Source organism: Mangrovicella endophytica (assembly GCF_002893625.1).
In the GTDB taxonomy this organism is placed as follows: domain Bacteria; phylum Pseudomonadota; class Alphaproteobacteria; order Rhizobiales; family Rhizobiaceae; genus Mangrovicella; species Mangrovicella endophytica.
Window position 1 is genome coordinate 298,541 of the sequence record NZ_PKMZ01000002.1, and the last position, 20,806, is coordinate 319,346.

Annotated in this window: 20 protein-coding genes; 10 read left to right on the forward strand and 10 right to left on the reverse strand. The window is 68.0% G+C overall.

Going from position 1 to position 20,806, the window contains the following annotated elements:
* Nucleotides 1-309: 309 nt before the first annotated feature.
* The 5 genes from C0R46_RS06990 to C0R46_RS07015 all read right to left on the reverse strand — a co-directional run bounded on the left by C0R46_RS06990 (nt 310) and on the right by C0R46_RS07015 (nt 5,871).
* Complete coding sequence (locus C0R46_RS06990) at nt 310-2,679, reverse strand: PAS domain-containing protein (RefSeq protein ID WP_280953015.1); 2,370 nt, start codon at nt 2,677-2,679, stop codon at nt 310-312.
* On the reverse strand, nt 2,604-3,602 hold the full coding sequence (locus C0R46_RS07000) for a GAF domain-containing protein (RefSeq protein WP_102958885.1): 999 nt from the start codon (nt 3,600-3,602) through the stop codon (nt 2,604-2,606). The genes C0R46_RS06990 and C0R46_RS07000 overlap by 76 nt, the downstream gene beginning before the upstream one ends.
* Before the next feature lie 201 nt (nt 3,603-3,803).
* Nucleotides 3,804-4,232 carry a TIGR02300 family protein gene (locus C0R46_RS07005; RefSeq protein WP_102958886.1) on the reverse strand — a complete coding sequence of 143 codons (429 nt, stop codon included), beginning with the start codon at nt 4,230-4,232 and terminating at the stop codon, nt 3,804-3,806.
* A gap of 272 nt (nt 4,233-4,504) precedes the next feature.
* Nucleotides 4,505-4,717: a cold-shock protein gene (locus C0R46_RS07010; protein ID WP_102958887.1), complete on the reverse strand. Its 213-nt coding sequence runs from the start codon at nt 4,715-4,717 to the stop codon at nt 4,505-4,507.
* A gap of 260 nt (nt 4,718-4,977) precedes the next feature.
* Entirely contained in the window at nt 4,978-5,871 is an 894-nt protein-coding gene (locus tag C0R46_RS07015) for a DMT family transporter (RefSeq protein ID WP_102958888.1), read from the reverse strand.
* A gap of 247 nt (nt 5,872-6,118) precedes the next feature.
* Between C0R46_RS07015 and C0R46_RS07020 the strand changes: the two genes are divergently transcribed.
* Entirely contained in the window at nt 6,119-6,808 is a 690-nt protein-coding gene (locus tag C0R46_RS07020; RefSeq protein ID WP_102958889.1) for a superoxide dismutase, read from the forward strand.
* A 56-nt stretch (nt 6,809-6,864) separates the two neighbouring features.
* On the opposite strand, the gene C0R46_RS07025 is transcribed toward C0R46_RS07020, so the two are convergent.
* Nucleotides 6,865-7,488: a glutathione S-transferase family protein gene (locus tag C0R46_RS07025; protein ID WP_102958890.1), complete on the reverse strand. Its 624-nt coding sequence runs from the start codon at nt 7,486-7,488 to the stop codon at nt 6,865-6,867.
* A gap of 265 nt (nt 7,489-7,753) precedes the next feature.
* Here C0R46_RS07025 and C0R46_RS07030 point away from each other — a divergent pair, with 265 nt between their 5' ends.
* A complete protein-coding gene (locus C0R46_RS07030) occupies nt 7,754-8,956 on the forward strand; it encodes a pyridoxal phosphate-dependent aminotransferase (protein WP_102958891.1) in 1,203 nt (400 codons plus the stop codon).
* Between the two features lie 117 nt (nt 8,957-9,073).
* Here C0R46_RS07030 and C0R46_RS07035 read toward each other — a convergent pair whose 3' ends face one another.
* On the reverse strand, nt 9,074-9,493 hold the full coding sequence (locus tag C0R46_RS07035; RefSeq protein ID WP_102958892.1) for an OsmC family protein: 420 nt from the start codon (nt 9,491-9,493) through the stop codon (nt 9,074-9,076).
* 726 nt (nt 9,494-10,219) lie between these two features.
* Here C0R46_RS07035 and C0R46_RS07045 point away from each other — a divergent pair.
* Entirely contained in the window at nt 10,220-10,960 is a 741-nt protein-coding gene (locus C0R46_RS07045) for a metallophosphoesterase family protein (RefSeq protein ID WP_102958894.1), read from the forward strand.
* Between the two features lie 38 nt (nt 10,961-10,998).
* Here C0R46_RS07045 and C0R46_RS07050 read toward each other — a convergent pair whose 3' ends face one another.
* A complete protein-coding gene (locus tag C0R46_RS07050; RefSeq protein ID WP_102958895.1) occupies nt 10,999-11,637 on the reverse strand; it encodes a LysE family translocator in 639 nt (212 codons plus the stop codon).
* Nucleotides 11,638-11,933: 296 nt separating this feature from the next.
* Here C0R46_RS07050 and C0R46_RS07055 point away from each other — a divergent pair, with 296 nt between their 5' ends.
* Nucleotides 11,934-12,728, forward strand: coding sequence for a GNAT family N-acetyltransferase (locus tag C0R46_RS07055; RefSeq protein WP_102958896.1), 795 nt, complete (start codon nt 11,934-11,936; stop codon nt 12,726-12,728).
* Nucleotides 12,729-12,866: 138 nt separating this feature from the next.
* On the opposite strand, the gene C0R46_RS07060 is transcribed toward C0R46_RS07055, so the two are convergent.
* Nucleotides 12,867-13,268: a winged helix-turn-helix transcriptional regulator gene (locus tag C0R46_RS07060; protein ID WP_102959245.1), complete on the reverse strand. Its 402-nt coding sequence runs from the start codon at nt 13,266-13,268 to the stop codon at nt 12,867-12,869.
* 118 nt (nt 13,269-13,386) lie between these two features.
* Here C0R46_RS07060 and C0R46_RS07065 point away from each other — a divergent pair, with 118 nt between their 5' ends.
* The 5 genes from C0R46_RS07065 to C0R46_RS07085 all read left to right on the forward strand — a co-directional run bounded on the left by C0R46_RS07065 (nt 13,387) and on the right by C0R46_RS07085 (nt 18,589).
* Nucleotides 13,387-14,118, forward strand: coding sequence for an SDR family NAD(P)-dependent oxidoreductase (locus tag C0R46_RS07065; protein ID WP_102958897.1), 732 nt, complete (start codon nt 13,387-13,389; stop codon nt 14,116-14,118).
* A 23-nt stretch (nt 14,119-14,141) separates the two neighbouring features.
* On the forward strand, nt 14,142-15,362 hold the full coding sequence (locus C0R46_RS07070) for an alpha/beta hydrolase family protein (protein WP_157944574.1): 1,221 nt from the start codon (nt 14,142-14,144) through the stop codon (nt 15,360-15,362).
* Between the two features lie 70 nt (nt 15,363-15,432).
* Nucleotides 15,433-16,449 carry an NADP-dependent oxidoreductase gene (locus C0R46_RS07075; RefSeq protein ID WP_102958899.1) on the forward strand — a complete coding sequence of 339 codons (1,017 nt, stop codon included), beginning with the start codon at nt 15,433-15,435 and terminating at the stop codon, nt 16,447-16,449.
* A 296-nt stretch (nt 16,450-16,745) separates the two neighbouring features.
* Entirely contained in the window at nt 16,746-17,819 is a 1,074-nt protein-coding gene (locus C0R46_RS07080; protein ID WP_102958900.1) for a bifunctional transcriptional activator/DNA repair enzyme AdaA, read from the forward strand.
* Nucleotides 17,816-18,589, forward strand: coding sequence for an isocitrate lyase/PEP mutase family protein (locus C0R46_RS07085; RefSeq protein WP_280953013.1), 774 nt, complete (start codon nt 17,816-17,818; stop codon nt 18,587-18,589). The genes C0R46_RS07080 and C0R46_RS07085 overlap by 4 nt, the downstream gene beginning before the upstream one ends.
* A 15-nt stretch (nt 18,590-18,604) precedes the next feature.
* Here C0R46_RS07085 and C0R46_RS07090 read toward each other — a convergent pair whose 3' ends face one another.
* A complete protein-coding gene (locus C0R46_RS07090) occupies nt 18,605-19,612 on the reverse strand; it encodes a zinc-dependent alcohol dehydrogenase family protein (protein ID WP_102958901.1) in 1,008 nt (335 codons plus the stop codon).
* Nucleotides 19,613-19,884: 272 nt separating this feature from the next.
* On the opposite strand from C0R46_RS07090, the gene C0R46_RS07095 reads away from it, so the two are divergent.
* On the forward strand, nt 19,885-20,589 hold the full coding sequence (locus C0R46_RS07095) for a haloacid dehalogenase type II (RefSeq protein ID WP_102959247.1): 705 nt from the start codon (nt 19,885-19,887) through the stop codon (nt 20,587-20,589).
* Nucleotides 20,590-20,806: the final 217 nt, after the last annotated feature.

The window sequence follows — 20,806 nt, forward strand, 5'->3', positions numbered from 1 at the left end:
CCAGTAGCTTGCGGCATAGATCGCATCGATCAGCGCTCCACTTCTTAGGTCGCTGCGGCATAGTGTAGGGCGAGACGATCAGGTCCTTGTCGAGATCGTAGAGCCTGCGCCCGGCGGCGGGGCGCCGGCCGGAATTCAGCCGACGCCGTTGCGCAGGGCGGTTGTGGTGCTCCGGGCGCGGTTTATCCGTCGCTCGTCGCTCGTCGCTCGTCGCTCGTCGCTCGTGGCTCGTGGCTCGCAGAGCGGGAGCGCACGGCCGTCGGCGGCGACGGCCTGCGCCGCGAGCCGCCGGGTGTCGCGGCTGTCTGCTCAGAAGCCGGGGGTGGAGGCGGAGATCGGCACGCTGATCGTGCAGTGGACGCCGTCGGGCAGGAATTCGTAGCGGGTCTTGGCCTTCAACTGGTAGGGCAGGGCGTGTTCGATCAGCTCGCGGCCCTGGCCGGTTCCGTCCGGCGCCGCGCCCGGCTCCGGCATGACGACGCCGCGCTCCCGCCAATCGATATGGATCAGGGGCTGCGCGCCATCGCCGGGCGGCTCCAGGCGCCAGGTGACCTCCAGACGCCCGGTAGCCTGGCGCAGCGCGCCGTATTTGGCGGCATTGGTGGCCAGCTCGTGCAGCGCCATGGCGAGCGTCTGCACCGTGCCCGAGCGGAGGCGGATGCCCGCCGGCCCCTGCAGCACCACTCGGTCGGCCGCGCCATCGAAGACGCCGAGGCTGGCCATCTCGGTGCGGGTCAGCTCGTCGAAGGTGACGCGGTCATGCTCCTGGAGGCGGGACAGCAGCCCCTGCACGCGCGCCAGCGCCGCCAGGCGGTCCCCGAAACTGTCGCGGAACTCCGGGAGATCGGCGGCGCGCCGCATGGTCCTGTCGGCCATGGAGCTGACCACCGTGATGAGGTTGCGGGTGCGGTGCTGGAGCTCGGCGACGAGGACGGTCTGGCGCTCCTCCCACTCCCGCCGCACGGTGGTGTCCGTCATCGCGCCGACCATCCGGACCGCCCGCCCGGCCTCGTCATAGAAGAAGCGGCCGCGGCCGTGCAGCCAGCGGACCGCGCCGTCGGGATGAAGCGTGCGGAACTCGTGATCGAACTCGTGCCCGCCGTCCCGCGCCTGGCGCAGCGCCGCTTCGGCGCCGGCGCGGTCGTCCGGGTGGATGCGCGAGGCCCAGGCCTCGTAGCTCGGCGTCACCTCGCCGACCGCATAGCCCTCCATGCGGAAATGCTCGTCCGACCAGTGGATCTCCCCGGTGAGGACGTTCCAGTCCCAGAGCCCGAGCCGCCCGACCTCGACCGCGCTGCGCAGCCGCTCCTCGCTCTGCTCGAGCCGTTCCGTGGTGAGCTTGGCCGCGGTGATGTCGGAGCCGATGCCGCCGATGAAGTCCACCGCCCCGCCGTCGGCGACGATGGGGAAATCGGTGTCGCGCAGCCACCGGATCTTGCCGTCGGCGGGGCGCCTGATGCGGTATTCGAAGGCGACGTGCTGCCCCTTGCGGACGCGGCGGATGTTCTCGATCGCGCGCGGCCGGTCCTCCGGCACGATCAGCTCCAGCCAGGAGCGGAAATTGTCGCGCGTCAGCGCCTCCTCGCGGCTGAGACCGTAGATCGTCTCGAAGGCGGGGGTGAGATAGGTCCATCGCAGCGCCTGCGCGTCGCGGATCCAGAGGATGTCCTGCGAGGCCTCGCCGAACTGGCGCAGCCGCTCCTCGCTCTCGCGCAGCGCCTGTTCCGCGCGCGCGCGCACGACCTCGGCCCATAGGCGCTCCGAGACCTCCTGCACCAGCGCGACCTCATCGTCGGTCCAGTGGCGCGGCTTGTCCTGGTGGATGCTGACGTTGAAGGCCAGCTTCCCGTCGACGAGCAGCGCCGGACTGAGCAGCGCCTGCACCTGCACGCTCGCGATGGCGGCGTAGCCGGACCCGGCGCCCAGCCGGCCGACATCGTCGACGCGCACGACACGCCCTTCGCGAAGGTCGTTCAGAACCTCGCCTTCGAAGTTCTCGAGCTTCACCACCGACGGGAAGGGTTGCGCCCCATCAGCCAACCAGCCGTTGAAGATGTGGGCGAGGCCCTTCTCGTGATCATATTCGGCATAGAGCACGCGGGACGCGGCGAGCTTCTCCCCGAGCAGCCGCGCGGCGACCTCGATCTTGTCCTCGGCGGCGGGCTGCGCCCGCATCGCGTCGCCCAGCGCGAGCAGGAACGCCTGCCGCTCCTCGCTCTCGCGCAGGGCGCTTTCGGTCCGCTTGCGCTCGCTGATGTCGTCGAACAGGATGGCGACGCGGCGCCGCTCGGGCTCGTCGACGCGGAAGGCGTAGACGCTGTACCAGCGGCCGAGCGCCTCCGCGCGCGCCTCGAAGCGCTTCGGCTCGCCGGTCAGCGCGATCTCCCCGTAGATGTCGAACCAGTGCTGCTCAAGCGCGGGCTCGAGCGCGCGCATCAGCTTGCCGGCGGCATCCTTCAGGCCGGTCTGGCGCTCGAAAGAAGCGTTCGCTTCGACAAAGCGGTAGTCGACGGCGCGGTTGGCATCGTCGAACAGCACCTCGACGATGCAGAAGCCCTCGTCGATCGTATCGAACAGCAGGCGGTAGTTGGCTTCGCTCTCGCTCAGCGCCTCCTGCGTGCGCTTCTGCTCGGTGACGTCGAGCGAGGAGAGCAGGATGCCGTCGCCCGCCTTGGCGATCGTCTGTGCGAACCAGCCGTCGAACTGCTCGTGGGCATAGTAATGCTCGTGCATGAGGGGTGGCCGGACTCCATCACCTGGATGAACCTGTCCCAGACGCCCGATTCCACCACGGCGGGGTTTTCGGTCAGCAGCCGCCGGCCCGTCATCGGGCCCCAGCGGTCGTTCCACTGCTTGTTGGTCAGCACCCATTCGAAGTCGACGATGGTGTCGTTGTCGTCGCGCACCGCCTTGAAGAGCTGGATGATCTGCAGCGAAGCGTCGAAGGTCGTGCGCAGGAGGGAGATGATCCGCAGGAACTCCATCTCCGCTTCCTTGCGCTGATGGATGTCCTTGAAGGAGACGGAGAAGCTCTCATTGGCGGAGTGGAGGTCGGCGAACATGCGCTCCCGTACCGCGCTGCGCTCCTCGACCAGATACAGGCGGTCGATCACCGGGCCGAGGATGGTGGCATAGGTGCGCAGGAACTGGATCTCGTTCTCGCCGAACTCCCGCGGACTGGTATCGTCGACCTGAAGGATGCCGTAGGGGCGCTCGCCGGGCACGAAGATCGGCACGTTGACCAGCGCCACCACGCCGGCCTCCTTCATGAAGGCGGGAACGTCGAACCTGTCTTCCTTGGCGATGTCCTGCGAGATGACGGGCTCGCCGGCCCGGATCGAATAGGTTTCCGACGAGCGCTCGTCCATCGGCAGGCGAACCCGTCCGACGACGTCCGGCCCCCATCCGACCCCGGCCCGCAGGAAGAGCTGCTGCCGATCCTCCTCGATCTCGAAGACCTTGGCCCGTCCCGTTCCGAGCGCCTCGCCCACCAGACGGCAGGCCTCCATGAGCACCTCGTCGAGATCCTGCGAGCGAATGGCGAATTCGCCGAAATCGGCGAGCACCTGCTGGCGCTTCATCAATTCGTCACGGTCGGGCATCGCATCTCCGGAAGCGGCCAGGGCTTGCGACCAGGACCCGCGATGGGGTCCGATCAGCGGACACACACCGGTACACACTATCGGGGAGCGGGCCCATGGCAAACGGTCCGGCGCGCCCGGCGTTGAACCTCTCGCGGCGCATCCGGCCGGCAACCGGATCGCCGGGGACCCTGCTCGCTTTGGCTGTGCCGCCCTGACGGCCTACTCGTCGTCGTCGCGGGTCGGGATGATCTCGTCGAGATTGTCGTCCTCATCGTCGTCGTCGAGCGCCAGGACGCGGTCGTCGTCCGCATCGTCGTCATCGTCATTGACGTCCTCGTCGTCGCCGACACCGTCGACATCGGCCACCGAGGACTGGGCGTCATCCTCGACATCGGCGAGGGACACCGTCTCGGCATCATCCTCGTCCTCGTCCTGCGGCTCGACGACAACCTCGTCCTCGGGCTTCTCGTCCCGTTTCACGTAGCGGGTCGCGGTGCCGTAGCGCGACTGCGTCGCCGGCGGATCGAAGAAGGAGAGGGGATAGGCCGTGCCCGTATAGGGCGAGACGGCCGGATCCTTGCCGAGATCGTAGAACTTGCGCCCGTTTTCCGGATCGGTGCGCTTGGTGCCGAGTTCGGGTCTGCCCATGGATGGCTCCTTGTCGGCGGGATTGGCGCCGGGGTTGATTGGCGGGGCCGCCGGCCGGGTGGCCGCGCGGGACATGCGGGGCGGCACGGCGCCGCGCCGGGCGGGCCGATGAGGCGCCGGCCGCGCATACGAAAAGGCCGCGGCGCGCTGAAAAGCGAACCGCGGCCTTGCCGATCGTGCCGAGGACGCCGCCGCTGCGCCGCGCCCGCCTGCCAGTACATCCGTGGTCAGGCGGGAGCAGCAAGGGGCAGCGTCGCTCGGCTGAGACGCTGCTAGTTCAGCAGCTCGAGATTGGAGGCGGAGAGCTTGCCCGTCCGCTGATCCGAGACGAGGTCGAAGCTGAGCTTCTGGCCCTCGCGCAGATCGCTGAGGCCGGCGCGCTCGACCGCGCTGATATGGACGAAGGCGTCATGGCTGCCGTCGGCCTGCTCGATGAAGCCAAAACCCTTGGTGTAGTTAAACCACTTTACGGTTCCCTGAGACATGGGAGACCTTTCTACATAGAAAATCCGTCGGCCCGCACGCATTGCAGGGCCGTTATCGATCGAAACAATAGAATGAAGCGAGATGAACAGACGCTCAGGCGAGCGAAAAGCCAAATGATCAGGCTGTCTTCGATGAGTTCTATATGCGCCTTTGCGGCGGATTTATCAAGGAGCGGCCGGCGATATAATGAACAATACGCGGCGGCGGGCCGCCAGGAGCTGATTTCGACTGGCGGGACTTGGCGCCGCTCTGGCGCGGCTCAGGCCGGCTGGGATCGCCGCTTGCCCCATAGCGGCACCAGCTCCACGGCAAGGATGGCCGCGAAGATGAGGGCGCAGCCGAGGAAGCCGAGGGCTTGCATGCGCTCGCCGAGGACGAGGGCGCCGAAGAGGGCGGCGAACAGCGCCTCCGAGGACAGGAAGATCGCCGCCTGCGGCGCGCTGGTCCAGCGCTGGCCGATCGTCTGCAGCGAGAAGGCCAGCCCCGAGGAGAAGATGCCGGCATAGGCGATCTCCTTCCACACCGCGCCCAAGGCTTCGAGCGAGATCGGCTCCAGGAGGACAGCGCCAATAAGGGCGATGACGGCGGTGGTGGCGAACTGCACGGTGTTGAGGAGGAGCGGCCGGCCGGAGCTTTGCGCATATTTGCCGACGAGCAGGATCTGCAGCGACCAGAACAGCGCGCAGACGACGGTGAGGCCATCGCCGACCGTCAGGGCCGCCAGCGTGCCGCCGCCGAGAAGGGCGATGCCGATGAGGGCGGCGAGCGCCGCCGGCCAGACCACCCAATGCGCGCGGTGGCGCATGAGGACGAGGGCGAGCAGCGGCGTGAACACGACATAAAGGCCGGTGAGGAAGCCGGAGTTCGTGACGCTGGTGGTGAGAAGGCCGACCTGCTGCAGGATCGCGCCGGCAAACAGCACCAGCCCGGTGAGGACGAAGCCGCGCCAGGCGCCGGCCGGCATCGGCGTTGCGGCGGGTTTGCGCCCCTCCAGCCAGGCGAAGGGTGCGACCGTGGCGGCGGCGATGAGGAAGCGCGCGGCGACGAAGGTCCACGGCCCGACGCTCGCCATCGCCGCGGACTGGGTGACGAAGCCCATGCCCCAGATGGCGCCGGCGAGCAGCAGAAGGAGATTGGCGGCGGATCGGGTCACGGGCGGGGCTTTCTCAGGATGTGGGCCCGTGGCTAGCGGGACGGCCGGGCGAGGGCAAGCGGGCGCGGCGGCATCGGGCGAGGAGGGACGCGGGGGCGGGTGATCTGGGGCGCGGCACGAGGGGGGGCATGAGGGGGCGGCATGAGGGGGCGCGCGCGGCATTCACGTCGGCGTGGCCCGGTGGTTTGCCGCGAACCGATCCGGCGCCCGGGCATTACGCTGAGGCAACCCTTTGGAGAGCGACCCCATGATGCTGACCCGACGCACGATCCTTGCCGCCGGCGCCGCCACCGCCGCGGCCGGCTTCCTCCACCGCCCGAACATCGCCCGCGCCGCGGCGCCCTTCACCCAGCCCAAGCTGCCCTTCGCCGAGGACGCGCTGGCGCCGGTGATCTCGGCGAAAACCGTGGGCCTGCACTACGGCAAGCACCACAAGGCCTACTTCGACAAGCTCAACAAGCTGGTGGAGGGCACGCCCTATGCCGAGATGGAGCTGGAGAAGGTCGTGACGGGCGCGGCCGGCAAGCCGGCGGACAAGGCGATCTTCAACAACGCCGCGCAGGCCTGGAACCACGTCGCCTATTTCGACCAGTTCAAGCCGGGCGGGCCGAACCGGCCGGAGGGCGAGGCGAAGCGCGCCATCGACGAGGCCTTCGGCGGCTATGACGGCTTCGTGGAGAAGACGGTCGCGGCCGCCGACACGGTGTTCGGCACCGGCTGGGTGTGGCTGACCCGCGACGACGCCGGCAGCATCGCGCTGGTCGGCTACGAGGACGGCAACAACCCGGTCGCCGTCGGGCGGCCGGCGCTGCTCGGCATCGATATCTGGGAGCACGCCTACTACCTCGATTACGAGAACCGGAAGGCCGAGCACATCAAGGCCGTCTTGGACAAGCTCGTGAACTGGCAGGTGGTGGCCGAGCGCATGAGCGCCTGAGGGCGGCGGCCGCTTCGGCGCGGCCGCGCCCGTCCGTCCGGCTCAGTCGGGCGGACTTAGGCCGGCTGGGCGGGCAGCCAGTCGATCGGCTGGAAGCCCGGCAGATGCTCGATGCGCTTTAGCCACGCCGTGATGCCCGGAAAGGCGGAAAGATCGAAGCCGCCCTTGTCCGCCATATGGGTATAGGCATAGAGCGCGATGTCGGCGAGGCTCGGCCCGTCGCCGACCAGGAAGGGGCGTTCGTGCAGGCGCTGCTGCATGACGCCGAGCGCCTTGTTGCCGCCTTCGAGCGTTTGCGCGAGGCGTTCCGGCGTCGCCCCGGCGCGGCGCTCGGGATAGACATGGAGGGCGCGGCGCACGGCGATGTTCGGCTCGTGGCTGTATTGCTCGAAGAACATCCAGGCGAGCATCTCGGCGCGCTCGAAGGGGTCCTGCGGCACGAAGGACGAGCCCTTGCCGAGATAGAACAGGATGGCGTTCGATTCCGGCAGGCGGCGACCGTCCTCCAGCTCCAGCAGCGGCACCATGCCGTTGGGGTTCTTGGCGAGCCATTCGGGCTTCTTCGTCGAGCCGTCGATGCTGTCCACCTCGACATGGCGGAACGGGCGGCCGGTGAGCGCCAGGAGGAGGCGCGGCTTGTAGCAGTTGCCGCTGGAATGCATGCCATAGAGGGTGATCATCGGGGTCTCGTCTGCGCTGCGTCGCGGCGCTGAAGGCAGCACACGACGTGGAAGCGTCGCCTGCCGGCTCGGCACGGCGCATCCTGACGCGCCCGACCGCGCCGTTCCAGCGCAATTTCCTGAAGCGTCTCATCAGCCGCGTTGATCACAGCTCCCACAATTGCGCGCTTGCGAGTGCGGGAGGGTGCGACTAGGGTCCGCGCGCCTCGCGGAGGTCCTTCGCGCGGGCATATCCCGTCAATCGTGACACCGGACGCTGACCCCCATGGCCTTCCTTGCCGACGCCCTCGATCGCGTAAAGCCCTCCGCCACCATCGCCGTGGCGCAGAAAGCGCGGGAACTGCAGGCACAGGGGCGCGACGTCATCGGCCTCGGCGCCGGCGAGCCGGATTTCGATACGCCCGACAACATCAAGAATGCCGCGATCGACGCGATCCGCCGCGGCGAAACCAAATACACGCCGGTGTCCGGCATCATGCCGCTGCGCGAGGCGATCGCCAAGAAGTTCAAGCGCGAGAACAATCTCGACTACACGCCGGCGCAGACGATCGTCGGCACGGGCGGCAAGCAGGTGCTGTTCAACGCCTTCATGGCGACGCTGAACCCGGGTGACGAGGTGGTGATCCCGACGCCCTACTGGGTGAGCTATCCCGAGATGGTGGCGATCTGCGGCGGCACGCCGGTGTTTGCGCAGACCGGCATCGAATCGGGCTTCAAGCTGACGGCCGAGGCGCTGGAGCGCGCGATCACGCCGCGCACCAAGTGGTTCCTGTTCAACTCGCCGTCGAACCCGTCGGGCGCCGCCTATACGCGCGAGGAGCTGAAGGCGCTGACCGACGTGTTGATGCGCCATCCGCATGTCTGGGTGCTGACCGACGACATGTATGAGCACCTCGTCTATGGCGACTTCACCTTCACCACGCCCGCCGAGGTGGAGCCGGCGCTCTACGAACGCACGCTGACGGTGAACGGCGTCTCCAAGGCCTATGCGATGACCGGCTGGCGCATCGGCTATGCCGCCGGTCCGCTCGCCCTGATCAAGGCGATGGACATGATCCAGGGGCAGCAGACCTCCGGCGCCTGCTCGGTGGCGCAGTGGGCGGCCGTGGAGGCGCTGAACGGGCCGCAGGACTTCATCCATGCCAACAAGGCCGTGTTCCAGGGGCGCCGCGATCTCGTGGTCTCGATGCTGAACCAGGCGCGCGGGATCAAATGCCCGTCGCCGGAGGGCGCGTTCTACGTCTATCCGTCCTGTGAGGCGCTGATCGGCAAGACCACGAAAAGCGGCAAGACGCTTCAGAGCGACCAGGACTTCGTCACCGAACTGCTGGAGCAGGAGGGCGTCGCGGTGGTGCATGGCGCGCCGTTCGGGTCGAGCCCGAACTTCCGCATCTCCTATGCGACCTCCGAGACGCTGCTGGAGGAGGCCTGCGCCCGCATCCAGCGCTTCTGCGCCAGCCTCGACTGAGCCCCCCCCCCGCAGGAGGCGACGATATGATGGCGGCGGGCTCTGGCCCGCCGTCTTCGTTTCGGTGGGGGGCGGGGTGCCGAAGACGAAGGCGCCCGGGGCGCCGGGACACTTTTCCTAAAGCGTCTCGAGGCTCCGCGAGACGATGGCGACGGGGACGCCCGCCCGCAGCGAGTTGGACACCATGCAGGTCGCCTTGGCGGCCTCGATGATGGCTGCGGGGTCCGATCCGTCGAGCGTCTCGCAGGACACCGTCATCGTTGCCCCGGTCGCCAGCAGGGGCTCACCCTCCAGCTCGACGGTGACGGAAATGGCGATCCGGCCAAGGCCGACGCCGGCTGCCTCAGCCGTGTAGCGCAGGTCGTTGCAGAAGCACCCGCCGATGGCGAGCGCGAGCAGCTGTGCGCCGTTGAAGCCGAGCCCCAAGCCCCCTGCCTTACCGAGCGGACGATCCACCACGATCGTGTGGCCGCCGGCCCAGCCGAGAGCGGCCTGCGTGCCTTCCACATTGCGAAGCTCGACTGTCGCAGCAACCATGACTTCAGCCCTCCGACCATCCCAGACGAGCCTATCCGACGGCTGAGCGGAAGGGGAGACGCCGGGTGCAGGCGGGACGATGCAGGTTGCCTTCGGCGAGCGGCGTCACGCAAGGAAAACGAACCGGCGCGTCCCGATCGACGGTCGCCGGCCCGCTTCGGAACCTTTGCATCCGCCGGGGTTGTCGACGACAGGGCGGGGCGGGACCGCGGCCACTCCGCCGTCGACAGAAAGCCGCCAACCGCCCGCCTGGGCAGCGATGACCAGACGGTCAGCCTTTCAGTGGCAGCAGGGTGCCGTCCGCGGCCCGACACCCGGTCCGGATCCCTACCTCGATCTCCGCGAGATGGCGCTGGTGATCTGCCTCGGATGTGACGAACTGAGCCAGCAGAGCGGTCGCCTCCTTGAGCAAAGGCGAATGTGTCTCTCTGAGATGTGCGACGAGTTCACGTTGCCTGCGCACGTGCCCCGCTCCCTCGCGCACATGCCTCCTCGCCATCTCCAGGAGGGTTTCATCTTGTGTCATGCGCGAAGAGTAGGTTGTCCGGCGCCAACTGCCAATGCCCGCAGATCGAAGGCCGACGGCCTGAACGACGGGGGAAGGATGGACAGGAGATGGCCCGTCCCGGCGCACCGATCAGCCGAAGCTGCCGATGAGCCCAGCATGGCTGAGATAGTCGGCGCGTGCCCGTTCGACACCGAACAGAGTTCGGTTAAGCTGCCGTCATGAGGATCGGTATCATCGCTGATGTCCATGGGAACCTGATCGCGCTGGAGGCTGTTCTGGCCGACCTTCGCGCGGCGGCTCCCGACATGATCGTGAACCTGGGCGATCTCGTCTCCGGACCTTTCGATCCGGCCGGAAGCGCCGATGCCCAGATGGCGCTCGCCTGCCCGACATTGGCGGGCAACCATGAGCGCCAACTTCTCGAGAGGGGATCAGGCCCCTCCGACGTGATCGCACGCGCTGTCCTGTCGCAATCACATCTCGACTGGATCAGCGGCCTTCCCGCGACGCTGTCCCTGGCCGAAGGGCAGGTATTCGCCTGCCATGGAAGCCCTCGGGGCGGCGACCTGGACTATCTCCTGGAGGACATCAGCACAGGCCGGGCCCGGCTCGACACGCTGGACGCGATCAAGCCCCGGCTCGACGGCATTGGCGCGGCACAGGTCGTCTTGTGCGGACATACCCATATGGCACGTGCGGTCAGCGTCGGCGGCGTGCTCGTCGTGAACCCGGGCAGCGTGGGCTTGCCGGGCTATGCTGCGGGTGACCCGATGCCCCACGTCATCGAGGCCGGATCGCCTCACGCTCGCTACGCCCTCATCGACCGTCGCGGCGGCGACTGGAGCGTCGAGTTGCGGGCGGTACCGTATGACTACGAAGCGGCGGCGCAGCAGGCCGAGGGTCATGGACGCCTGCAAGCCGCGCACGTGGTCCGCACCGGCTGGTGGCCATCAGCGTAGCCCGCAATCAGGGTGCGGATGTCCGTCGGAGCGGACGATCAAACAGCCGGTCTATAGCGAGCCAGCTTGTAGCCGAAACCGAGGAAGACGAGACCCGTCGCTCCTTTGAGGTACCGCTGGAAGCCGCCGGAGCGCGTGAACGAAGCAAGCCGGGCGAAGAGCAGGATCACCAAGCTGAACCAGGCGACATTGATAAGAGAATGAATGCCCACCAAGGCATATGCCGACAGGACCGCGTCATTGTTGGCCGGGAGGAAATGCGGGAAGACCGCCAGGTAGAACATGGAGACCTTCGGGTTCAGCCCATTGGTCACCAACCCCTCCCAGTAGGCCCGGCCGAGCGTGCGGGGACGGTGGTAAGGCGCCGCATCGGCCCGCACCTTCTTCTGAACGACAGCCTCGTAGAGGCACCTGGCGCCGACCCAGCAGAGATACGCGGCTCCCACATATTTGACGATCGCGAAGGCTGTTGCGGACTGCATCACCAGGACCGACAGGCCGAAGACCGACAGGGTCCCGTGGATCCAGAACGCTGTGAAGAAGCCGGCAACATTCGCAAAGGCGGCTCCGACGCCGGACACCGGAACGGTCTTGGCGATCAGCGCTCCGTTCGGTCCAGGAGACGCCACCAGGACGAATGCGGCGACAGCGAATGCCAAGAGGTCCGAGTAACTCAAGGTCGCATCTCCCCGTCGGCACTTGCTACGCGCGAAGCCTATATCGAGCATAAGCGCATGGGGCGCGTAAACGGGCCGAGAGCCCCGTTCGCTCCGAGGATGGCACGGCTACGTCGATTGCATCCCAGCGGGTCGGAAGCCGCTGGACGCTTCGCAAACGGTTGCGTTCGCCAGGGCCGTTGGCGACAGGGCGGGTGGCTTCGGATCGTCCGCTGGCGCCGGCTCGAAGCGGCGATTGACCGGTCGATGCGTTCCGCCGATCCTGCCTCCTATCCGCAGGAGCTGGGAGACATCTCATGGCGGGTTACTTCGGCACTGCCGTGCAGCAGCGTCTTCAGGCCCGCGCCGAGGACGCCGCCGCATTCATCGCCGCAACGCCAGGGGCGTGCCAGGTGGGCCGCATGATGGGATGTGACGACCCCGACCGGCTCGGCTGGGATCACATCGGAGAGGTCCTGCGGCACGATCTGGCGTTCGGCTTTCGCCTGATCGACCGGGACAGGGTGGACGACCTGCGCTCGCGCCTCGCGGAACGAGGCTGCCGCCTCGACACCTGGCAGGTCTTCCTTGCCGACCGCGCGAGCGCGCTGGCGGCCTCGCAGACCATCCTCTCGAGAGGGTTGCCCGCTGGCCTCGCCGAACTGGAACGAGCGCGCGATCCGGACGGCGACGGGATCCGGCGCATTCAAGCCCACATGGCCGCCGCCGGCATCGCGCCGTTCTCGGGCTCGATGCTGACCGGCGCGTGCGGTCCTGCGGTGACGGTCGGGTTCAAGGATGCCGAGGGAGGAATCCTGGCGACCGCGCATGGATACCTGCCGCACTCCGTCCACAGTCCCTATCAGCGCTACGCCTGGGGCGGACTGGTTGCGGTGGCCGCGGAGGCGCGGGCCCAGGGCCTGGGGAGCCTCGTCAATGCCCGTCTGATCGCCGAAGTTTTCCGCGAGCTGGAAGCGACCCACATCTACGAGCTCGTTTCGGACACGAATGTCGCCTCCCGGCGCATGGTGGAAGCGTGCGGGCTGCGCGCGGAACCCGGCCTCGTCTGCGGCGTGGGGGTGGCGGAGGACAGTACGCGCTTCACGCGCTAACGCCTTCGAGGAGTGGGCCGCGGCTCGGACGCCCATCGCCAGTGGCTGCTCCCGACCAACTGATGCGAGTCTACCCGGGGCCGGGGACGTCGGTCGCCGCGGCGTCTCCCGCTCATCGCGTTCCCCTTTAAGCCCGATCTATCCCTCCCGTCTGTCGAAGTCGGCCTGGGCCTGCTGGAGTTCGGGACCCCGCTCAAGCGCCCAGGCGTAAAGCGCCTCGAACGGCTCGCGCAGGGAATGGCCGAGCGGGGTGATCGTGTATTCGACGCCGACCGGCGTCGTCGGCAGGACCGTGCGCTTGACGAGGCCGTTCCGCTCCAGCCGCTTCAGGGCGTCCGCCAGTGCCTTGTGGGTGATGCCGTCGAGACGCCGCATGATCTCGTTGAAGCGCGACGGTTGCGTGCACAGGACCGTCAGGATCAGCACCGACCATTTGTTGGCGATGTGCTCCAGGATCGGCCGCGTCGTGCGCGCGTCGATCAGCGCTTCGTCGGTCGCGTCACAAACCGGCGCACGGGGGCGTTGCCGGGAGGGGCGCATCTGCGTCGTCGTCTCGGACAAAGGTATACTCCGCGATATCTGCGCTAAACATAGTGCGTAATTGACCGTAGATATAGAATCTATATCGCTGCGTCCATCGCTATCAGGTGGATGAGACATGACCAGACTCCAAGACAAGACAGCCCTCGTCATCGGCGGCTCGGGCGGAATCGGAGGCGCGATCGCCCATCGCTTCGCGCAGGAGGGGGCAAGCGTCTATGCCACCAGCCGATCCGCCAAGGCCGAAGGAACCACCACGCCGGTCGGGACAGGTTCGATCCGCTCGGTGGCGGCCGACGCCTCCAAGCCAGCCGATCTCGAGGCGGCGATCACCCGGATCCACGGTGAGGCTAGGCGCATCGACATCCTCGTGGTCAATGCGGGCCTGTCGGAATTCGCCACCCTCGACGGCCTCACCGAGGATCACTTCGACCGCACCTTCGGGCTGAACGTCCGCTCGCTCGTCTTCGCCGCGAAGGCCGCCGCGGCTCACATGGGTGAGGGGGGCTCGATCGTTCTGGTGGGCTCGATTGCCGGCGACATCGGCACGAAGGGCTATGGCGCCTACGGGGCGACGAAGGCCGCGGTGCGCTCGTTTGCGCGGACCTGGGCCAACGAGCTTGCGCCGCGCGGCATCCGCGTCAACGTCGTCAGCCCCGGCCCGACCGACACGGCGATGTTCGCCTCCGCTTCCGACGAGATGCGGGCGACGCTGACGGGGATGATCCCGCTGGGACGCATGGGACGTGCGGACGAGGTCGCCGCTGCCGCGCTCTTCCTCGCCAGCGACGAGGCCAGTTTCGTCACGGGCGCCGAACTGCCGGTCGACGGCGGCATGGCGCAGGTTTGAGAGTGATCACGATGTCCAGATCCATGTTTGCTTCCCGTCTTCAGTCCCTTCTCATCGCCGCCGGCCTTGCCGCCGGCTTCGCTTCGGCAGGGCCGGTGGCTGCCGCTAACGCCCCTGGCGCGGACGGCCTGAAGGTCGCGCTGCGATCCGTGACAGAGCACGCGGTTCCGGCGGGCTTGAATGCCGACGCCAAACTGCTCGTCCACACGATGCCGGACGTGCAGGGCCGGCAGACGCCGGCCACCACGCTCCTGTTCGTCCCGAAGGGCACGGCGCCGAACGGCGGCTGGCCGATCGTCGCCTGGGCGCACGGCACCTCGACGCCGGGACAGAAGACCTGCGCCCCAAGCCTCACGCCGGAGCTCGACGGCGGCCTGACGCGCGACGGTTTTCCCAGCGACTACGTCTATCAGATCGGTGAGCTTCTGAAGGCGGGCTATGCCGTGGTGGCGCCGGATCTGGAGGGGCTGGGAGCGGAGGCCATCGGGCCCTATCCCTATTTCGGCGCCGCCAGCGGGGCGCGGTCTCTGATCTCGGCCGTCGAAGCCGCACGGCTTGCCGATCCGCATCTCTCTAACCGATATGCCGCGATGGGGCACTCCGACGGCGGCCACCTCGCGCTCGGCGTCGAGGCGCATGCCGACGAGGCACCGGAGCTCGAGCTCGTCGGAACCGTCGCTTCGGTGCCCTACACCTCGATCGATGCGACCGCCGAGCATTTCGGCCAAGCGGCACGGACGGCAACCGACGGGACGGCGGCAAGCCAGGCCCGGATGATGCGCGAGTTCCAGGGGGCGCTCATGACGGTGGGCCTGACCGCCGAGAATCCCGCCTTCAACCCGCGGACGGTGATGGGCGAGGACCTGGCGCGGCTGCTGCCCGCGTTCCGCTCCCTTTGCTCCGTGAAGGCGATCGGCACGATCGACGCCGCGGTCAAGGCGAAGGGAGAGGCATTCGACGGCCTGAAGACCGACTGGGCCTCCAACCCCGAGATGAAGGCCTTCCTGGCCGCCAATGACCCCGCGGCAGCGCCCGATTTCTCGCTGAAGCGGCCGACGCTGGTGGTGCAGGGAACAGCCGACGGCTTCGTTCTCGAACCCCTGACGACGGCCTTCGTGGAACGGCTCCGCGGCAAGGGAGCCCCGGTCACCTACAAGACCTATCCCGGCGCTGACCACTTCTCGATCATCCGCAGCGCCGATGCCGACGTCCTCGCCTTTCTGCGGGAACGCTTCGCCCATTGAGGCGCCCGGGCCGCCCAGGCCAATTGCGCGGCCCCTTTTCACGGAAAGCGAACGACAGATGACGACACCCATGTCGAACCAAAGGGTCCTGCTGGTCCGGCGGCCGCAGGGCGTAGCGCGACCCGACGATTTCACGCTCGTCGACCAGGCGCGGCCGCGGGCGGGGGAGGGCGAGGTGCTGCTCCGCAACCTGTTCCTGTCTCTCGACCCCTATATGCGCGGTCGCATGAACGACGGAGACGGCTCCTACGCTGCACCCTATGCCCTCGGCGAGCCGCCCGGGGGCGGAACGGTCGCCGAGGTCGTCTCGTCGACCATCGATGGCTTCCGCTCGGGCGACCTCGTGGTCGCAAATGGCGGCTGGCAGGCATACGCGGTCTCGGACGGGTCGGACCTCTACGCCCTGCCAGGCAACATGGCCCGCCCTTCGCTGGCTCTCGGCGTCCTCGGGATGACGGGATTCGCCGCATGGCATGGGCTGACCGCCATCGGCTCTCCCCAGCCCGGCGAGACGCTGGTCGTCGGGGCGGCCACCGGCGCGGTCGGCGCGGTGGTCGGCCAGATCGGGAAGATCTTCGGATGCCGGGTGGTCGGCATAGCCGGCGGGGAGCGCAAGTGCCGCCATGCGGTCGAGGTTCTCGGATTCGATGCGTGCCTCGATCACCGGACTCCCGGCCTTTCCGAGCGGCTGGCGGACGCTGCCCCTTCGGGCGTCGACGTCTATTTCGAGAACGTCGGCGGCGCAGTTCGGGCCGCCGTGTGGCCGCTGCTCAATGTCGGCGCGCGGGTGCCCGTCTGCGGGCTCGTCTCCGGGTACAACGGCGACGGCGTCACGGACGGGAGCCTCCATGAGCTGATGATGTCCCTGATCATCAAACGCATCCGAATGGAGGGCTTCATGATCGCGGATCACTATGGAGCCGAGTTCGAGACCTTCAGCCGGCAGATGTCGGGCTGGGTGAGCGCCGGCAAGATCCACGCTGACGAGGACATTGTCGACGGCCTCGAGAATGCGCCGGAGGCGTTTGTCGGGATGCTCGAGGGCCGTAACCTCGGAAAGACGCTGGTGCGCATCCGGCATGGGTGACGCGGGGTAGCGCAACACGGTGCTGATGAAGGCGGTCTCGACAGCCCGTGAACGGGAAACCAAACGTCCGGATCCAAGCAGACCGTGATCTCGACCCCACGGCCAGGGGTGGGGCGAAACCGGCTCGACCGTGTCCGGACGGCCGCCTTGTCTGCCACCGGAGACCGAAAGGGACACTGTCGCGCCTCGGGGTGACCGTGCGTGCCGGCCACCTCGAAGGCCGACAGTTCGCCATCACGGGAATAGACGCCTGAAATCAGGCGGTGCTCCGCGCCACGACGTCGTAGAAGCGATGCATGCTGTTCGACCTTCCCGACCAAGCGACCCTTTATGCGGCCCTCATCGCCCGCGACGAACGCTACGACGGGCAGGCCTTCGTCTGCGTGTCCTCGACCGGGGTTTTCTGCCGCCTGACCTGTCCGGCCCGCAAGCCCAAGCTCGAGAACTGCACCTTTTTCCCGACGATCGGCGCGTGCGTCGAAGCGGGCTATCGCGCCTGTAAGCGGTGCCATCCCATGCAGGCGGCCGCAGCGGCCGATCCGACGATCGGCGCACTTCTGCAGGCCCTCGACGCGCGGCCGGAGCTGCGCTGGTCCGAATACCATGTGGAGCGGCTCGGCTACGACCCGTCCACGGTCCGCCGCAGCTTCAAGCGCCAGTTCGGCATGACCTTTCTGGAGATGGCGCGCCAACGGCGCCTGCGTGAGGGCTTCGAGGCGCTGGCCGTCGGCGGCACGGTGATTGCCGCCCAGCAGGAGGCGAGCTTTGAGTCCCCCAGCGCCTTCCGCGCGGCGTTCGCCCGGCTGCTGGGATGCGCGCCGGCAGACCTGCGCGCGGAGGGCCTTCTGAAAGCGACATGGATCCCGACGCCGCTGGGCGACATGATCGCCGTCGGCAGCCGGCAGCATCTCCACCTTCTGGAGTTCGTCGACCGCAAGGGCCTGCCGGCGGAGCTGAAACGCCTGCAGGCGGGGACGAAAGGGTCGATCGGGATCGGTGCGACGCCGCCTGCCGAGCAGGCCGCGGCCGAGCTCGAGGCCTATTTCGCCGCCCGGTCCGAACGCTTCGAGACGCCGCTGGCTCTGGCGGCGAGCGCCTTCACGCGACGAGTCTGGGACGCGCTGCGCGAGATTCCCGCCGGCGAGACGCGATCCTATGGCGAGATCGCGCGCCGGATCGGCAGTCCGAGCGCCACGCGAGCCGTGGCGCGGGCGAACGGCGCCAACCAGATCGCCCTCATGATCCCCTGCCACCGCGTGATCGGATCGGACGGTGCGCTGACCGGCTACGGCGGTGGGCTCTGGCGCAAGCGGCGCCTGATCGAGATCGAACGGCAACTGAAGACACTCAGACGGGAGAGCGTTCGTTGACCACCACCAAAGACAAGGCGCAGGCCTTCCGTCGCCTCCACATGCGGGGCGAGCCGATCATCCTCTACAATGTCTGGGACGCCGGCAGCGCGAAGGCCGTCGTGCGCTCGGGGGCGAAGGCGATCGCCACCGGAAGCTGGTCGGTCGCTGCGGCGCAAGGCTATGACGACGGCGAGGCGATACCGCTGGAGGATGCGCTGGCGGTGGCTGGGCGGATCGTGCGCAGCGTCGACCTGCCTGTCACTGTGGATTTCGAGGGGGGCTATGCCGTCGATCCCGCCTCGGTCACGGAAAACGTTCGACGGCTGCTCGCGCTCGGCGTCGTCGGCCTGAACTTCGAGGATCAGGTGGTGAACGGTCCAGGACTGTACCCCGTGGCCGAACAGGTCGAGCGGCTGAAGGCGGTGCGGCGCGCCGCTTATGACGCCGGGGTTCCCGCCTTCATCAATGCCCGCACCGACGTGTTCCTGAAGGCGGAACCGGGCAGCGACCATGCCGGCCTGCTGGACGAGGCGCTGCTGCGCGAGAAGGCCTATGCCGAAGCGGGAGCGGACGGCTTCTTCGTGCCAGGGCTGACCGACACGGTACTCGTTCGAAAGCTTTGCGAGCGAGCGACGTTGCCGATCAACGTCATGGCGCCGGATGATCCGGATCGCATCCGCGGGTTCGTCGGGCTTGGCGTCGCGCGGATCAGCCTGGGGCCTGCGCCCTACGTCACGATGACGGCCGATCTGGAACGCCGCGCCAGGGCGGCCCTCCGACCCGCATGATCGTAGCCTCGTCCGCTACCATTCGACGCCGATCTTGCCGAAATGGCTGCCGCCTTCCTCGTGCCGGAACGCGTCCGCGAGCTCCGCAAGGGCGAAGCGACGGTCGATCACCGGGCGCACGGCGTTTGCCTCCAGTGCGCGGACGAACTCCTGCTGCTGGCGGCGGTTTCCCACGATCAGTCCCTGCAGCTTGGCCTGCTTCGTCATGAACGCGCCGGTCGGGATCTCGCCGGAAAAGCCGGTGAGGACGCCGATGAGCGCGATGTGCCCGCCGATTCGCACGGCCTCGATGGACTGGGCGAGGGTGCCCGGCCCGCCGACCTCGATGACGTGATCGACGCCCCGTCCGCCGGTCCAGTCGCGAACCCGCCGACCCCATTCCGGCTCGGCCCGGTAGTTCAGCGTGAAGTCGGCTCCCAGCGAGCGGGCGCGCTCGAGCTTCTCGTCGGACGACGAGGTGATGGCGACGCTCGCACCGAACATCTTGGCAATCTGAAGCGCCCAGATCGAGACGCCGCCCGTGCCGAGGAGGAGCACCGTGTCGCCCGCCTTCAGACTGGCATCGCCGACCAGAGCGCGCCAGGCCGTCAAACCCGCGGTGGTTATGGCCGCCGCCTCCACCGCATCATAGCCCTTCGGCGCATGGGTGAACGCCGTGGCGGGACGAACGACGGCCTCCTGTGCGAAGCCGTCGATCCCGTCGCCCGGCGTGCGCGCGAAATCGCCAACCGTCGGCGCGCCGTCCTGCCAATCCGGGAAGAAGCACGAGACGACCAAGTCTCCCGGCGCGAACGCGCTGACGCCTTCGCCAACCTCTTCCACGACCCCCGCGCCGTCAGCCAGGAGGACGCGCCCGTCGGCCGCCTTCATCCGTCCGGTGGCGACCGACAGATCGTGATAGTTCAAGGAGGCCCCATGCAGGGCAACGCGGATCTCTCCCGCCCCGGGCCGGCCGGGATCGGGACGGTCCTCGGCCACGATCCGGTCCAGACCGCCTGGTGCTCGCACTGTCATCGCCTTCATCGTCACGTCTCCATGCTGTCTCGCGCGGCGGATGCGCCACTTCGCGATGGAGATAGGGCATCTCCGGCTGCCGCAACGAGGACAATGCGTATGGCGGCCGGAAAGGTCGCCGTCGACACGATCCGCGAATAGCGCCACAGTGCGGTGTCCATGCCGCGGCGGGGCCCACGGTGCCGGCGTGCCGCTGCGTTGCAGGGGCGATCGGTCCTCACAGGACGGCGCCTGTGTCGCCGCTCTCCCGCCCGCCCATCCTCCAACCGCAGGCTCTCGGCATGTCCGATACATCGATGTTCTCGCTCGATCCGGCACCGAAGGTGATCACCTTCGACTGCTACGGCACGCTGGTGCAGTGGTACGAGGTGCTCGAGCGGGAGATCGGCGCGACGCTGGCGCGGCTCGGTGCAAGAGAAGCCGACGCCTCCGCGATCCTCGACAGCTTCTCGGCCGAGGGCCGGCGCCTGACGGCGGAGAGACCGCACCGGCTCTACAAGGAGATCCTGCGCCTCGGCTTTGCCGCCGCCTTCCGCGAGCACGGCCTCGCCCCCGCTGCGGCGGAGATCGAGCGCATCGCCTCGTCGCCGATGACGATGGGACCGCATCCGGAGGTGCCCGACGCTTTGCGGCGGCTGCGCCAGCGCTACAAGCTGGCGATCTTCACGAACTCGGACGACGACCTCATCGCGCCGACGGTGGCGCGCATCGGCGTGCCCTTCGATTATGTCATCACCGCCGAACAGGCCGGAGCCTACAAGCCGTCGCGGCAGCTGTTCGAATACGCGTACCGCCGAATGGGCGTGACGCCGGATGAGACGGTGCATGTGGCCATGGGCATGTACTGGGACATGAAGGCCCGCCACGAGCTCGGCCTGCGGGGCATCTGGGTGAACCGCCGCAGCGAAACCGGCAATCCGGACTGGCTGCCCTATGCCGAGGTGACGGATCTCGACGGGGCGGCGGCCCTGCTGCTGCCGGCCTGACAGCCCGGCTCGGGAGCGCACGGCAGTGAAGCGGGCAAGAAAAAAGCCGGGCTCGCAAGAACCCGGCTGAAAAGTAAGGGGCTTCCAGAGGAAGCAAACCCTTGGGAGGAAACAGCCGGCGGGCGAAAGGGAGGAGGTATCCGCCGCAACCGACTGATGATCATCATACCTTTTCGCAGCTGCGTAACCATCTGAGATCTGCACATGCCAGCCATGC

Bases quoted from the DNA above. Each gene is read 5' to 3' on its own strand.
- C0R46_RS07000 (WP_102958885.1), bottom strand. From the start codon at position 3,602: ATGCCCGACCGTGACGAATTGATGAAGCGCCAGCAGGTGCTCGCCGAT.
- C0R46_RS07005 (WP_102958886.1), bottom strand. From the start codon at position 4,232: ATGGGCAGACCCGAACTCGGCACCAAGCGCACCGATCCGGAAAACGGG.
- C0R46_RS07010 (WP_102958887.1), bottom strand. From the start codon at position 4,717: ATGTCTCAGGGAACCGTAAAGTGGTTTAACTACACCAAGGGTTTTGGC.
- C0R46_RS07020 (WP_102958889.1), top strand. From the start codon at position 6,119: ATGATGCTGACCCGACGCACGATCCTTGCCGCCGGCGCCGCCACCGCC.
- C0R46_RS07025 (WP_102958890.1), bottom strand. From the start codon at position 7,488: ATGATCACCCTCTATGGCATGCATTCCAGCGGCAACTGCTACAAGCCG.
- C0R46_RS07030 (WP_102958891.1), top strand. From the start codon at position 7,754: ATGGCCTTCCTTGCCGACGCCCTCGATCGCGTAAAGCCCTCCGCCACC.
- C0R46_RS07035 (WP_102958892.1), bottom strand. From the start codon at position 9,493: ATGGTTGCTGCGACAGTCGAGCTTCGCAATGTGGAAGGCACGCAGGCC.
- C0R46_RS07045 (WP_102958894.1), top strand. From the start codon at position 10,220: ATGAGGATCGGTATCATCGCTGATGTCCATGGGAACCTGATCGCGCTG.
- C0R46_RS07055 (WP_102958896.1), top strand. From the start codon at position 11,934: ATGGCGGGTTACTTCGGCACTGCCGTGCAGCAGCGTCTTCAGGCCCGC.
- C0R46_RS07060 (WP_102959245.1), bottom strand. From the start codon at position 13,268: ATGCGCCCCTCCCGGCAACGCCCCCGTGCGCCGGTTTGTGACGCGACC.
- C0R46_RS07065 (WP_102958897.1), top strand. From the start codon at position 13,387: ATGACCAGACTCCAAGACAAGACAGCCCTCGTCATCGGCGGCTCGGGC.
- C0R46_RS07070 (WP_157944574.1), top strand. From the start codon at position 14,142: ATGTTTGCTTCCCGTCTTCAGTCCCTTCTCATCGCCGCCGGCCTTGCC.
- C0R46_RS07075 (WP_102958899.1), top strand. From the start codon at position 15,433: ATGTCGAACCAAAGGGTCCTGCTGGTCCGGCGGCCGCAGGGCGTAGCG.
- C0R46_RS07080 (WP_102958900.1), top strand. From the start codon at position 16,746: ATGCTGTTCGACCTTCCCGACCAAGCGACCCTTTATGCGGCCCTCATC.
- C0R46_RS07090 (WP_102958901.1), bottom strand. From the start codon at position 19,612: ATGAAGGCGATGACAGTGCGAGCACCAGGCGGTCTGGACCGGATCGTG.
- C0R46_RS07095 (WP_102959247.1), top strand. From the start codon at position 19,885: ATGTCCGATACATCGATGTTCTCGCTCGATCCGGCACCGAAGGTGATC.